The sequence below is a fragment of the Pseudomonas sp. AK181 genome, from assembly GCF_051122975.1.
GTDB classification, from domain to species: domain Bacteria; phylum Pseudomonadota; class Gammaproteobacteria; order Pseudomonadales; family Pseudomonadaceae; genus Aquipseudomonas; species Aquipseudomonas lactis.
In genome coordinates this window covers 3,166,867-3,180,586 of the sequence record NZ_CP146348.1, presented here as the reverse complement: position 1 = coordinate 3,180,586, position 13,720 = coordinate 3,166,867, and the positions used below count along the sequence as shown (strand labels likewise).

Below are 13,720 nucleotides of genomic sequence, written 5' to 3'. Positions count from 1 at the left end.
ACTGTCCTCGCGAAAGCCGATTATTTCGTCGGCAGTCTACAGGCGTGCCAATCGACCGGATACAAAATGCCCGACATCGTTGAACCCCGGCGAGGACGAATGCCCCGGCGTGACCAACGAATCAATGAACGCCTCGTCTTCGGCGCTGATCTTCACCGCCAGCGCGCCGGTGTAGGCGTCCCACTGCGCCTCGGTGCGTGGCCCGACGATCGCTGAGCTCACCGCCGCATTGTTCAATACCCAGGCGATTGCAAACTCGACGATCCCTACGCCACGCCCTTGGGTGTATTGCTGGATCTGCTGGGCAATGCGCAGTGATTCAACCCGCCACTCGGTTTCCAGGATGCGCTTGTCCTGGCGCGCGGCACGGCTGCCGGGTTCAGGCGTGACGTCCGGTGCGTACTTGCCGCTGAGCACCCCTCGGGCCAGCGGGCTGTAAGGCACCACGCCCAGCCCATAAGCCGCGGCAGCGGTGATCTGTTCCACCTCGGCCTGGCGATTGACGATGTTGTACAGCGGTTGGCTGATGATGGGTTTATCAACCCCCAGGCGTTCAGCCACGCGGATCACTTCAGCGATGCGCCACCCCCGGTAATTGGACAGGCCCCAGTAGCGGACCTTGCCCTGGCGGATCAGGTCACCGATGGCGGACACGGTCACCTCCAACGGCGTGTCGTGGTCTTCGCGGTGCAGGTAGTAGATGTCCAGGTAGTCGGTGTCCAAGCGTGCCAGGCTGGCGTCCAGCGCAGTGAACATACGCTTGCGGCTCAAACCGCTGCGGTTGGGCACGCCATCGGCAGGGCCGAAGCCGACCTTGGAGGCCACCACCCAATCGTGGCGGTTGCGTGCAATCGCCTCACCGACGATTTCCTCGGAGCGCCCACCTGTGTACACGTCAGCGGTGTCGATGAAATTGATGCCCTGGTCCCAGGCCTTGTCGATGATGCGCAGCGAATCTTCGGTGCTGGTCTGTTCGCCAAACATCATGGTGCCGAGTGTCAGAGCGCTGACCTTCAACCCGGAGTGGCCCAATGTGCGGTAAATCATGCAAAGCTCCTCATGGCAGGCAAAATGTAAGTGATGCAATACCAGACCCGAGCGCTCTGGAACAAGCCCTGGGCGCATTTCTTCATGTGCGTAGCAAAGTCACGCAGCGCGCCTGTAAAAAACGGTGCAGCACTTTCACGCGTTCCGACACTTGCAGGCGGTGCGGGCACATCAGGTTGAACGGCGCGGGTTCGCCTTGCCAGTCGGGTAGCAAGGGTACCAACCGCCCAGCCTGGATATCACGGGCCACATCCAGGTTGGCCTTATAGGCAATGCCATGCCCCGCCAACGCCCAGCGGCGGACAATCTCGCCGTCATCGCTGAGGTAGTCACCGCTCACCTCGACCTCCTGGAGCAACGCCCCCTGGCGGAAATACCAGGTGCTATTGGCCTGGCCCCGGCGCATATAGCGCAGCGTGCTGTGGCGGGCCAAGTCTTCGGGCTCAAGCGGTGTGCCATGGCGCGCCAGGTACTCAGGGCTGGCGCAGGCAATGCGATGGTGATCGGGTACCACCGGCAGGGCCACGAGGCTGGAGTCCCTCGGCACGCCAAAGCGCAAGGCAATGTCGACGGTGTCGCGAAACAAGTCGGCATTGCTGTCGTTGAGCAACAGTTGCAAGCGGACATCAGGGTGCTCCAGCTTGAACTCGTCCAGCCAACCCAGCAACACATTGCGGCCAAAGTCCGAGGGCGCGGCCAACTGCAATAAACCGCTGAGGCTCTGCCCTTGTTGCTTGATGGCGTGCTCGCCTTCTGACAGCGCCTCCAGCGCCACCCGCACACTGTCCAGGTAACGCCGACCTTCTTCGGTCAGGCGCATGCTGCGGGTGGAGCGGGCGAGCAGGCGGATGCCGAGGCGGGTCTCAAGGCGCTTGAGCGCAATACTTGCCGCTGCTGGCGTGAGGCCCAGGCCACGGGCGGCGGCCGTCAGGCTGCCGGTGTCGGCGCTGCGCACGAAGACTTCAAGGTCAAGAATCGAGCTCATTGATAAAAATCCTTTAAAGATCTTGTCGTTTTACCCGGATTTTTCATCGATTACCAAGCTGGGAAGATGAACGCTCACTTTCTGACCCAGGTAGTTTTCTCATGACCTCTTCTCTGAGCGGCAAAACCATCATTGTTATCGGCGGCAGCAGCGGTATCGGCGCGGCAGTGGCCCAGGCAGCCTTGGCGCGCGGCGCGAAGGTGGTCGTGGCCGGGCGCCGCTTGGCGTCAAGTTCCGACAACGGCCTGCACAGCGAGCCAGTGGACGTCACCGACAGCGCCTCTTTAAAGCAACTGTTCGAAACCGTGGGGCGGTTTGACCATCTGGTCTACACCTCGGGGCCTTCAGTACGGGCCAAGGCTTTGATTGAAACAGACCTGGATGAAGCCCAGGACAACTTCGATGTGAAGCTCTGGGGCGCACTACGCGCCATTCAAAACGCGCTGCCCTTTATGGATGAACAGGGCAGCATCACCCTGACCTCGGGCCAACTGGGGCGCAAGTTGGCGGCAGGGCAGTTCATCAAGACGGGCATTAACGCTGCGACCGAGGCCTTGGGCAAGCAACTGGCCAAAGAACTGGCACCGCGTCGGGTCAATGTGATCAGCCCAGGGGTGATAGACACACCGGCCTATGCAGGGCTCGGCGAAGAGCAGCGTTTGGCGATGTTTGCCAAGGCGGGCCAAGGGTTGCCGGTTGGGCGGGTGGGGCAGGCTGAAGAAGTGGCGGCGGGGTATGTGCTGGCCATGGAAAATGGCTTTATGACCGGGGCAGTGGTTGATATCGACGGTGGCGGGCTGTTGTAAATACATGACCAAAGTGGGAGGGGGAAGCTCCCTCCCACTTTGAAGGCGTCAGGCCTTGAGCGTGCGCGTCATCCGCAACGCCAGCACACTCCCACCCACAATCACCGCCGCCAGCAGGTACAACGCCACATCCGTAGACCCGGTGGCATCCTTCACAAACCCCACGATATACGGGCTGAGAAACCCCGCCATTTGCCCCATGGAGTTGATCAACGCCAAGCCACCCGCCGCCGCACCCGCGCTGAGCATGGCGGTGGGCACCGGCCAGAACATCGGCAGGCCGGTCAGGGCGCCCATGGTGGCGATGGTCAGGCCGAGAATGGCAATGGCCGGCGTGGTGGCGAAGTTCACCGCAATGACCAGGCCGAGGGCGCCCATCAACATCGGCACCACCAAATGCCAGCGGCGCTCCTTGCGCAAGTCGGCGGAGCGGCCCACCAGCAGCATGAACACCGCCGCCAGCAGATACGGAATCGCGCTGAGCCAGCCAATCACCAGGTTGTCGCTGAAGCCCATGTTCTTGATGATCGACGGCAGCCAGAAGTTGATCGCATACACGCCACTCTGGATGCAGAAGTAGATCAGGCCGAACGCCCAGATCGCCGGGTTCTTGAACACTTCGGCCAGGGAGTCGCTGGTGGCTTTGGGTTTGTTCGCCAGGTCCTTGGCCTGGTCGGCTTCCAGCACTGCACGCTCATGGGGCTTGAGCCACTTGGCGTTGGCAAAGCTGTCACTGAGCAGGAAGTAGGCGAGGGCGCCGAGGATTACGGTCGGGATGCCTTGCAGCAGGAACATCCACTGCCAGCCCGCCAAGCCACCTTGGCCGGCGGCGAAGTGATTGAGAATCCAGCCGGAAAACGGGCTGCCGAGCAAGCCGGACACCGGAATGGCCGACATGAACAGCGCCATGATTCGCCCGCGGCGGAAGGTCGGAAACCACTGCGAAAGGTACAACACCACCCCTGGAAAGAAGCCGGCTTCAGCGGCACCGGTAAACAGGCGCAACGTGTAGAAATGCGTGGGCGTGGTCACGAACAGCAAACACGTGGAGAGCGTGCCCCACACGATCATCATCAACGCGATCCAGCGCCGTGGGCCGAACCGGGTCAGCGCCAGGTTACTCGGCACGCCGCACAGCACGTAGCCGATAAAGAAAATCCCGGCCCCCAGGCCGTACACGGTTTCACTGAATTTCAACGCATCGAGCATCTGCAACTTGGCAAAGCCAACGTTTACCCGGTCGAGGTAATTGAACAGGTAGCAGATAAAGATGAAGGGGATCAGGCGCAGGGTAACGCGCTTGTAGATGGCGTTTTTATCGTCATCGCTGGCCAGTGCGGCAGTGGCGCTCTGTGACATGGGATTCTCTCTTTATTATGATTTTTCGCGGTGCGAGGGTAACGTTGACCGCCCTGACAGTCTCGGTGACGTGACGGGCAACTGTCTTTGTGCTGGCGCACAGTCAAGCCATCTTTGCGCTGTGCCGGTGAACAACCTTTTTCAGGAAATTAGCCCCATGTTCGAGTTGGATCATGCCCTGGCGCAGGAGATTGTCGATCGCACCATGGCGATCCTGCCCCATAACGTCAATGTCATGGACAGCCAGGGCTTGATCCTGGGCAGCGGCGAGCCGGAGCGTATCAACACTCGCCATGAAGGTGCGCAACTGGTGTTGGCCAATGGGCGCGTGGTGGAAATCGACGGGCAGACCGCCAAGCACCTCAAGGGCGTACAGCCGGGCATCAACCTGCCGCTGCTGCATGATCAACGCCTGATCGGCGTGCTGGGTATCACCGGCGAGCCGGATGGGCTGCGCACCTATGCCGAACTGGTGCGCATGACCGCTGAAATGCTGGTCAGCCAACGCCATCAGCAAGCCGAGCAACAATGGCGGCGCCAGCGTTGCGATGATCTGCTGGCCCTGCTGCTGGCTGACAGCGGCGACTCCCCGCGCCTGGTGGACGAAGCCCAGCAACTGGGGCTCAAGCCACAACTGGCGCGTACGCCGTACCTGTTTGAATTGGGCCCTGGCCAAACGGCGGAGGCTTTGAGCGCCTGGCTCGCCAGCCGTTACCCGGACAGTTGGTGCGTCAGTTCTGCGCAGTTTTCCTTGCTGTGGTGCCGACCCGCCGCGGTGCAGGTCGATAATCCCCGCTTGCTGGAAAAGCTCGACGGCTTGGGCTGGAACATACTGCGCGTGGCCATCGGCGGGCAAGCAGAAGGTTTGGCGGGGCTGCGCCGCTGTTACCGAAGGGTAGGGGACCTGCTTGCCTATGGCCGCGATATCCTGCCCCAATCACGCCTGTTGACCCTCAACCGTTACCGCTTGCCGGTGATGCTGTGGCGTCATCGCAACGACGACGCCCTGGACGAACTGCTCAACCCGTTGCGCAAGGTGCTGGCCAAGGACAGCAACGGGCAACTGCTCGCCACATTGCGCAGTTGGTGTGAACACGACGGGCAAAGCCAGGCGTGTGCCGACGCCTTGGGCATTCATCGCAACAGCCTGCGTTACCGCATGGAGCGAATCGCTGAACTCAGCGGCGTGGACCCGCTGACCCTCGATGGGATGCTTGCCTTGTACCTGGGCGTACAACTGCTGCCCCACCCCCTGTAGGAGCGAGCTTGCTCGCGAAGGTCGTTAACGATAATGCGGGGCAGCTGATTCACCGCGGCGCGCTCCGGTTTTTCGCGAGCAAGCTCGCTTCTACAACGGGCATTGTCGAAATGAACAACAAACCCGCCCCACACTTGTGCATCGGCCCCGCGTCATTGCCCCAGCCAACTGGCAGCATGGGCGTTATAAAAACCGGAGAAAGCCCATGAAAATCGTGATCGCCCCCGACTCGTTCAAAGACAGCCTGAGTGCCGCAGGCGTCGCCCAGGCGATTGCCGAGGGGTGGGCCCAGGTCTGGCCGGCTGCGCACGTGCTTCAATGCCCGATGGCCGATGGCGGTGAAGGCACGGTGGATGCGGTGCTCGCTGCGTGTAAGGGTGAACTGCGCAGGCACACGGTTCGAGGCCCGCTGGGCGACAGCGTCGAAGCGCGTTGGGGCTGGTTGGCCGACAGCCATACGGCGATGATCGAGATGGCCGAGGCCAGTGGCTTGCAACTTGTCGCGCCGGGGCAGCGCGACGCGTGTTCAAGTACCACCTACGGTACCGGTGAGTTGATCCGCGCCGCGCTGGATGCCGGGGCGCAGCGCATTATCCTGGCGATTGGCGGCAGTGCCACCAACGATGGCGGGGCGGGTGCGATGCAGGCCCTTGGCGTGCAGCTATTGGATAGCGAACGCCAGCCACTGCCGGCGGGTGGGTTGGCGTTGGCACGCCTGGCCCATATCAGCCTTGAGCAACTGGACCCGCGCCTGTCGCAGGTGCGTTTTGAAATCGCCGCCGACGTCAACAACCCCCTGTGCGGCCCTCACGGAGCGTCGTCGATTTTTGGCCCGCAAAAAGGCGCGAGCCCCGAGCACGTGGTACAACTGGACGCTGCCCTTGGCCACTTCGCCGACCATTGCGCCCTGGTGCTGCGCCAGGATGTGCGCGACGAACCCGGCAGCGGCGCCGCCGGTGGTCTGGGCTTTGCAGCCAAGGCATTCCTCGCGGCCCAGTTTCGTCCGGGGGTCGAGGTGGTGGCTGAACTGGTTGGCCTCGATGAAGCGGTGGGTGGCGCCGATCTGGTCATCACCGGCGAAGGCCGCTTCGACGCCCAGACCCTGCGTGGCAAAACCCCGTTTGGCGTGGCGCGCATTGCCCAGCGACAGGGCGTGCCGGTGGTGGTGATCGCGGGCACCTTGGGCGACGGCTACGAGCAGATGTACGCCCACGGTGTGGATGCAGCGTTCGCCTTGCCGGCGGGGCCGATGTCACTTGAGCAGGCCTGTCACGAGGCACCGCGCCTGTTACGCGCGCGGGCCTCGGACATTGCGCGGGTATGGCGCCTGGCAGCTACTCGCTGACCCCGCGCGCCAAACGTTCCACCCACTGCTCTTGAAACCCCTGCAGCGCCGCACCGGGTTGCTGCAATTGCACAAACTCAAGCATCGGGTCTTGCACCGCGGTGCGCACGCCGCTCAATTCCTCCAGGGTCGCCAAACCGCAGAACGGCACATAGGCTTCGCTGTAGCCGCCTTCGTGCACCAGCACCAGGCGGCCCTGACATAAGCGATCGGCTGCCAGACGCAGGGCGCGGGTCATTAACCGGAACGATTCGCTGTGCAGCAACATGCGCGCCAGTGGGTCGACGGCGTTGGCGTCATAACCGCAAGCAACGATGATCAACTCCGGTTCGAAGCGCTCCAGGGCAGGCAACACGATACGTTCCATGGCCTGTAGGTAGGTGGCGTGACCACTGCCTGGCGGCAACGGGATATTGATGTTAGCGCCCAGGCCTGCACCCCGGCCGCGATCCTGCTCGCCGCTGTAACCGGGCGGGTAGCAGCCGTCCTGGTGCAGGGAAATCGTCAACACATCGGCTCGTTCTTCGAAGATCGACTGCGTGCCGTTGCCGTGGTGCACATCCCAGTCGATCACGGCGACTTTGCCCAGCCCGTTGCGGGCCTTGGCGGCCTCGATGGCAATGGCGATGTTGGCGAGAAAGCAAAAGCCCATGGCGCTGTCTGCCAGGCAGTGATGCCCCGGTGGCCGCGACAGCGAATAGGCGTTGTGCACCTGGCCCTTGAGCACCGCGTCCACGGCGGCCAGGGTCAAACCGGCGGACAGTTGCGCGATCTCATAGCTGCCAGGTCCTATCGGTGCCTGGGGGCCAAGCTCACCGCCGCCGGCATCGCTCAATGCCTTGAAACGCTGCAGGTAATCACGGCTGTGGACGCGCAACAGGTCCTCTTCACTGGCGGGCGGCGCGCTATGCTGGTGCAGGTGGCGACTGAGTCCGGAGACATCCAACAGGCTTTTCAAGCGCCGCTTGGTCTCCGGTGACTCGGCATGCCCGCTGCCGGCTGGCGGCTGCACCCAGCCGCCCACGGGCAGGGTCAGCGCATGGGCGCCGGCGCTGTGCCAGAGGCTCATTTCGTCGAAAAAAAATGCGGTGGTCAGGTTCATACCGGTTCCAGTTCAGTGGGGGAGTGGGGACGGCTGGCGACGATCATCACCAGGGACAGCAAGGTGATAGCGGCGGCACCGAGCAGCAACAGGCTGAACCCGCCGCTGGCCTCGATCAGGCGGCCGGCGAGCGCCGGGCCGATGGCCAGGCCACCGCCGATGACCAAGTTGGAGGCGTTCATCAGCTTGCCGCTGTGATCGAGGTCGGCCAGGCAGGCCAGGATCAGTGGCAGGATGAAGGTCCAGGTAAATTTGAACAGCAGCGCGGCCAGGGCGAATCGCAGCAAGGCGGGCTGGCCGACCAGCAAGAGCACCGCAGCCGCCATCAGCGTGTAACCCAGCAACAACAGCACTCCACGCGGCAGGCGAGCGCCGATCAGTGAGGCGCTTGCGGCTCCGGCAATGCCCATCACGGTGGCAATGGCGAGGATTTCGCCGCTGTGCTGCGCCGAAATCCCGGCACTGGCGCCCAAGGCACCGATAAAGGTCCATACGCCCCCGAGGCTGATGTAAAAGGCCAGGACCGCGCCAACCCCCAGGGCGGCTTTCCAGCGTGAGCCGGGCAATACCGGCTCGCGGTTGGCCGGCAACGCTGGGCTACCAGCGGGAAAAGCCCGCGCCAATGGCAGCAGCAGGGTCATCAACCCTGCCAGGATCAGATAGCAGGCATTCAAGCCAAACCGTTCGAACAAGCCAGGCAGCGCCACCAGGCCGAGGGCACCGACGACCAACTGCCCCATCACCCACAAGCCATACACCCGGCTGGGGTTGGCGGTGGTGGCGGCACTGGCCAGGCAAAGGATCATCAACGAGCCGCCGGCCAGGGCGCTGGCACCGCGCAACACCAGCAGCACGGCGTAGGTGTCGGCGAGCATCGACAGCAGGTTAGCGGCAATGAACAACAGCGCGGCGACCCGGGCGGCGGTGCGCCAGTCAACCCGCTTGAGCCACCACCAGGCGGGCAAGGTCGCCAGGCTCATGGCGCCCAGCTCCACGGAAAACAAGTCGCCAATGCGCGCAGGGCTCAGTTGCCACTGGCTGGCCAACTGCGCGGCCACGGCGGGAGCGGTCATCAGGATGGTCGGGGTGATGGCGGCAAACAGTACGATCGCCGCCAAGCGTGCCGTTATTGCAGGGGTGGAAATGGGCATTTTCAAGCTCCAGGAAAGGGGTCAGAACACATGCACCAGGCGTAACAACGCCTCGGTGCCGGCGTAGCCATTGGAAGCCGCAACGTTTTGCGAAAGGCTGACCATCAGTTGGTTCTGCCGGTCGAGCCAATGCCCGAATTCGAAGCCGACTTGGGTATAGCGCTTGTGGGTGTCGTCGAGGCTGCGGTTGTTGAGGCGTAGCGCGCCACCGTCGGCCTGGATCAGGCGCAATGCGCCGTAAGTGGCGGCGCTGAAGTCATACGAGGCGAAGGCCTGCAAGCGATACAGCGGCGCTTGCTTGAGTTCGCTGCCAAAGTAATCGTCATTGCGGCCATAGAGCTGGGCTTCCAGGTTGGCTTCCAGTACCCATTTGTCGCCGATGCCGTGGGTGTAGTTGTAGACAAAGGTGGCGCCCCAGCGATTGGCACCGGGGGACACGTCCGGGTTTTGGCTGTGGTACTCACCCACCGGCACGGTGATCAGGCTCAACAGGCCGCTGTAGGTACGCGAGGCGGGGTCATTGACGAAAAACAGCGTGCCGCCCACCTGTGGGTCGCCCAGGCCGCGCTCGCGGCTGCGCTGGCTGGCGCCGGGCAGGCGTGCGTTGATGTCGGCAAAGGGCAGGATGAATTGCGGCGTGCACAACGTGCCGCAGGCCTCAGTGAAATACACCTGGCGGTAAGCCACGGCGTTGACCCGCAGGTCGGCCTTGCCGGTGCTGTCGGCGGGGCCATGGAAATCCCCGGCGCGTGTGGCGGGCAGGTACAACACACCCAGGCTGGTACCCGGTGGGGCTGCGAAAAAATCGCGGGCGTTGAGGTCGGCCGCCTGGCTGTCGAGGCTGAGCAGGGTGGCGCACAGCACTGTCAAGTTACGTAAGCATGTGGAAGTCATGAAGAAGCGTCTCGAGTGAGAAGGCCGAAAAAAGGGCAACAGCAGCCCGTGACCGTTAAAAAACGACCGTGGTAAACCGTGGGAGAAACGGGCAGGGTCAGTCGGGCGGGGCGTGCACCAGGTGCGCTATGCGTGCCTTGTCCTTGACGCCGAGCTTGGTGTAGATGGCGCGAATATGGTGGCGCACGGTATTGGGTGAGAGGCCGAGGTCGCGGGCCACTTCCTTGTAGGTCTTGCCCTCGCCAAACCCTTGGGCCACGTCGTTTTCCCGTGGGCTGAGCTGGGGCAGGGCGCGGTTGACGCGCGCGGCCAGCAGCAATTGGTCGCCCACGGGGGACACCTGGATATGGATGTGCTTGCCGTCATGCCCGCGCTCATCCAGGGGCACTGGCAGGGTGGGGCCACACCATTGCGGCCATTCGGTGAGCAGCAGATCGACAAACCCGCGCTCGGCGCATTGCAATACTCCCCGTGGGTCGCACACCGCCAGGGCGAGATTGCGCGGGCTGGTCAGGGTTTCACGCATGGCCACCAAGGTGCGGATCTGGTTCGCCGAGACCGCCGCCACCAGGTGCAGCATCAGGTTATTGAGCAACTGGCAATCCTGCGCGTTGAACGTGGGCGCGGTGGGCTGGCGGTAGAGCGTCAGGTGGTGGCTGAGGTGGGTTTGCGGGTCGATATGGATCACACATAGCAATTCACCCAAGCCGTGGCGTTGCCCCAACCAGTTCAAGGCGCTGCCGCTGGCGGGGTCGCGCATATCGATGATCACTGCCTCGCCGGGCGAGGCATGCACCCGTGCAACGGTCACGTCCAGATGGCGGATCGACTGCCAGTCCGCCAGATAGTCGGGGGGCAATTGGTAGAGGTAGCTGTTGTGCTCGTGCGGCACCCCGTTGATGACCGCCGAGCGCCCCCACCAGGCGCTGTCGAAGGCCAGCAATTGGTTGAGGCGCGCCAGGGCATGGTGTTGAAAGTGTTCGATGTCCTGGTGTTGGGCCAGGCGTTGCAGGTCCAGGGTCAGGGTGCTGAAAGCCTGTAACAGGCTCGCGGGATCGAGACGGTTCATGGGTGTTCCTCTGTGGGACTTTTTTTGTTGTTCTCGTCACAGGGTGAAGGCCAAAGCGTCGGGTTGACGGGGCAGGGCCTGGGCTGAGTATCGGCGTTGCGCGCAGGGATCGCCATCGTTCAGATGCAGGATGGTGCTGGTTGGCCGGTGGGAAAACTCCGGCTCGTCAGGTGCGCGACTTAGCCTCTACACTGGTCGGCCACCTGTCTTTCATAGGATGAAATGCAATGCACATACCTGAACCGTCTATCGTGATCCAGCGTTTTACCGAGGCCCACCTGGAGGGCGTCGCCGCGCTCTACAACGAACCGGCTGTTTGCCGTCAGGTGCTGCAAATGCCTTTTCAGTCGGTTGAGATGTGGCGCAAGCGCCTGGTGATGGATAACGAGCGGCGCCTGCAGCTGGTGGCGGTGCAGGGTACTGAGGTGATTGGTCAACTAGGGCTTGAGCAGTACTTGCGTGTACGCCAGAGCCACGTTGGCTCATTGGGTATGGGCGTGGCGCCCGCGTGGCAGGGCAAGGGCGTCGGTTCGCGGCTGTTGGCGGCTGCGCTGGAGGTGGCCGACAACTGGATGAACCTGCGCCGTGTGGAGCTGACGGTCTACGCCGACAACGAAGCTGCGCACAACCTGTACCGCAAGTTCGGCTTCGAAGTGGAAGGGCGGTTGCGCGACTATGCCCTGCGTGATGGTGTGTTTGTCGACACCTTCAGCATGGCGCGCCTGCGCACATCGGCTTGATCCGGTAAGCATAGGGATCTATACAACTTCGATGAAAGCGGTGTGTCAGTCACTGAATCTTTGACTGAACCACCGCCTTCGCAGGCAAGCCAGGCCCCACATTGGTCATGTATGGCCCACAAAATCAGCGCCCGACACAAATCCCCTGTGGGCGGGCTTGCCCGCGATGGCGGTGTGTCAGCCACTGAGCCTTTAACTGAACCACCGCCTTCGCAGGCAAGCCAGCTCCCACACGGGTCATGCATTGCTCACAAAATCGGCGCCCGACACAGATTTCCTGTGGGAGCGGGCTTGCTCGCGAAGGGGGCCTGACAGCCGACCAGGATATTGGGTTTAGGTAGCGGCTACAAAGTTGTGGCGATACCTGTTCCCTGTAAGGCAAACCCCACCGCGGCCTGCGCATGCAGCGCGGTGGTGTCCAGCAGTGGCAGGGCGCTGTGCTCCGGTTGGATCAGCAGGCAAATTTCCGTGCAGCCGAGAATAATCGCCTGAGCGCCGCGTGCCGCGAGTGTCTGGATCACCCGCTGATACACCTGGCGCGAGGCGTCACTGATGGCGCCCGCGCACAACTCTTCATAGATGATTCGGTGCACCGCCTTGCGTTCCTCCGCGTCGGGCACCAGTACGGTGAGCCCCTGGGCGGCGAGGCGCGATTTAAGGAAGTCCTGCTCCATGGTAAACGCGGTACCCAGCAAGCCCACCGTCAAGGTCCCGGCCTCCAGAGCCGCTGCCGCCGTGGCATCAGCAATATGCAGGAAGGGGATCGACACCGCCGCCTCAATGCGCGGCGCCACCAAATGCATGGTGTTGGTACACAGCACCACACAATCAGCACCCCCGGCCTGCAAGCGTCGCGCGGCATCTTCCAGGATCAGCGCGGCATCGTCCCAACGCCCGGCATGCTGGGCCTGTTCCACCGGGCCGAAATCCACGCTGTACATCAACACTTGCGCCGACCGCAGCGGGCCGAGCTGGTCGCGCACGCGCTGGTTGATAAGGCGGTAATACTCGGCGCTGGACTCCCAGCTCATGCCGCCGATAAGGCCGATGGTGCGCATGTGATGCTCCGGACAAAAAGTGTGGCTTCACCTTACCCATTGAAGGCTGACGAGTCATATGCAGTTGCCAGCCAATTTACCGGAGCAGTTCAAATCTGAGTGATGCCCTACGTAAAATAAGGTGCAATGCCCCAATATTGGCTATACCTACCACTCGTTCTCACGATGATGGTCGCCAGGGAGTTCACTAATGAAGCTAAGGCTAATGATCGGCACACTGTGCGTTGCCTCGCTCGGTTTGGCCGGTTGCGCGAGCAAGGTGGTGCAACCGAATGAGTATTCAGGGTTCCTCTCCAATTACAGCCAGCTCAAGGAAGCCAAGTCACCGTCGGGGGCAGAGGTGATGCGCTGGGTTGATCCACAACTGGATTTGAGCCGTTACACGGCGGTGTACATCGAGCCCACCCAGTTTTACCCCAAGCCCCAAGCCACCTCCCGGATTCCCGAGAGCACGTTGCGCGGCATCAACGACTACTACAACCAGGCGCTCAAGCGCGAGCTGGCCCAGTCGCTGCCCGTGGCCAACGCCCCAGGCCCCGGGGTGATCGTGGTAAGGGCGGCGATTACCGCCGTGAGCAGCAAAACCGAAAGCCTCAAGCCCTATGAGTTTATTCCCGTCGCCCTGGTGGCCGCGGCAGTGAGCACCGGCACCGGCATTCGCGACCAGGAAACCACCCTGGGCACCGAGGCGCAGTTCCTCGATGGCAGCACTCATAAAGTGTTGGCCCAAGTGGTGCGCAAAGGCACCGGCAAGCCGCTGGCCAATGACTCCCAGGTGATGAAAGCCGACGATGTAAAAAGCGTCATCGACGGCTGGGCGTCCGACCTGCACCAGTCTTACGTGAAACTGAAAAAACACTGAGTCAAAAAAAAAGCGCGGCGGGTATCGCCCGCCGCGCTTTTTTA

The 13,720-nt window shown here is 62.5% G+C and carries 13 protein-coding genes and 1 pseudogene; 6 read left to right on the top strand and 8 right to left on the bottom strand.

Annotation, left to right across the window (positions count from 1 at the left end; genetic code table 11):
* Nucleotides 1-36 precede the first annotated feature (36 nt).
* The gene (locus tag V8689_RS14565) at nucleotides 37-1,047 is read right to left on the bottom strand and encodes an aldo/keto reductase (protein ID WP_044273895.1); all 1,011 of its coding nucleotides are present in this window, start codon (nucleotides 1,045-1,047) and stop codon (nucleotides 37-39) included.
* 82 nt (nucleotides 1,048-1,129) lie between these two features.
* Entirely contained in the window at nucleotides 1,130-2,032 is a 903-nt protein-coding gene (locus V8689_RS14560) for a LysR family transcriptional regulator (protein ID WP_056783258.1), read from the bottom strand.
* A gap of 101 nt (nucleotides 2,033-2,133) precedes the next feature.
* Here V8689_RS14560 and V8689_RS14555 point away from each other — a divergent pair, with 101 nt between their 5' ends.
* Nucleotides 2,134-2,838 (top strand): SDR family oxidoreductase, encoded by a 705-nt coding sequence (locus tag V8689_RS14555; protein ID WP_056783257.1) that lies wholly within the window; start codon nucleotides 2,134-2,136, stop codon nucleotides 2,836-2,838.
* A gap of 48 nt (nucleotides 2,839-2,886) precedes the next feature.
* Here the strand turns inward: V8689_RS14555 and V8689_RS14550 are convergent, their stop codons facing one another.
* Nucleotides 2,887-4,197, bottom strand: a complete 1,311-nt coding sequence (locus V8689_RS14550; RefSeq protein ID WP_056783256.1) for an MFS transporter — start codon at nucleotides 4,195-4,197, stop codon at nucleotides 2,887-2,889.
* Between the two features lie 157 nt (nucleotides 4,198-4,354).
* On the opposite strand from V8689_RS14550, the gene V8689_RS14545 reads away from it, so the two are divergent.
* From V8689_RS14545 to V8689_RS14535, 3 genes and pseudogenes are all read left to right on the top strand, one after another.
* Nucleotides 4,355-5,455 carry a sugar diacid recognition domain-containing protein gene (locus tag V8689_RS14545; RefSeq protein ID WP_056783255.1) on the top strand — a complete coding sequence of 367 codons (1,101 nt, stop codon included), beginning with the start codon at nucleotides 4,355-4,357 and terminating at the stop codon, nucleotides 5,453-5,455.
* An 8-nt stretch (nucleotides 5,456-5,463) separates the two neighbouring features.
* Nucleotides 5,464-5,550: pseudogene (locus V8689_RS14540) on the top strand (outer membrane lipoprotein carrier protein LolA); the annotation flags it as partial.
* Nucleotides 5,551-5,660: 110 nt separating this feature from the next.
* Nucleotides 5,661-6,800, top strand: coding sequence for a glycerate kinase (locus tag V8689_RS14535; RefSeq protein WP_056783250.1), 1,140 nt, complete (start codon nucleotides 5,661-5,663; stop codon nucleotides 6,798-6,800).
* Here the strand turns inward: V8689_RS14535 and V8689_RS14530 are convergent.
* The 4 genes from V8689_RS14530 to V8689_RS14515 all read right to left on the bottom strand — a co-directional run bounded on the left by V8689_RS14530 (nucleotide 6,790) and on the right by V8689_RS14515 (nucleotide 11,016).
* A complete protein-coding gene (locus V8689_RS14530) occupies nucleotides 6,790-7,902 on the bottom strand; it encodes a class II histone deacetylase (RefSeq protein ID WP_056783248.1) in 1,113 nt (370 codons plus the stop codon). The genes V8689_RS14535 and V8689_RS14530 overlap by 11 nt on opposite strands.
* Entirely contained in the window at nucleotides 7,899-9,053 is a 1,155-nt protein-coding gene (locus V8689_RS14525) for an MFS transporter (RefSeq protein ID WP_056783246.1), read from the bottom strand. The genes V8689_RS14530 and V8689_RS14525 overlap by 4 nt, the downstream gene beginning before the upstream one ends.
* Nucleotides 9,054-9,074: 21 nt before the next feature.
* Complete coding sequence (locus V8689_RS14520; protein WP_056783243.1) at nucleotides 9,075-9,947, bottom strand: transporter; 873 nt, start codon at nucleotides 9,945-9,947, stop codon at nucleotides 9,075-9,077.
* A gap of 97 nt (nucleotides 9,948-10,044) precedes the next feature.
* Nucleotides 10,045-11,016 carry a helix-turn-helix transcriptional regulator gene (locus tag V8689_RS14515; RefSeq protein WP_056783241.1) on the bottom strand — a complete coding sequence of 324 codons (972 nt, stop codon included), beginning with the start codon at nucleotides 11,014-11,016 and terminating at the stop codon, nucleotides 10,045-10,047.
* Nucleotides 11,017-11,243: 227 nt separating this feature from the next.
* Here V8689_RS14515 and V8689_RS14510 point away from each other — a divergent pair, with 227 nt between their 5' ends.
* Entirely contained in the window at nucleotides 11,244-11,756 is a 513-nt protein-coding gene (locus tag V8689_RS14510) for a GNAT family N-acetyltransferase (protein WP_056783239.1), read from the top strand.
* 344 nt (nucleotides 11,757-12,100) lie between these two features.
* On the opposite strand, the gene V8689_RS14505 is transcribed toward V8689_RS14510, so the two are convergent.
* Nucleotides 12,101-12,814: an aspartate/glutamate racemase family protein gene (locus tag V8689_RS14505; RefSeq protein WP_056783237.1), complete on the bottom strand. Its 714-nt coding sequence runs from the start codon at nucleotides 12,812-12,814 to the stop codon at nucleotides 12,101-12,103.
* Nucleotides 12,815-13,004: 190 nt separating this feature from the next.
* Between V8689_RS14505 and V8689_RS14500 the strand changes: the two genes are divergently transcribed.
* Entirely contained in the window at nucleotides 13,005-13,676 is a 672-nt protein-coding gene (locus V8689_RS14500; protein ID WP_056783235.1) for a DUF3313 domain-containing protein, read from the top strand.
* The last annotated feature ends 44 nt before the right edge of the window (nucleotides 13,677-13,720 follow it).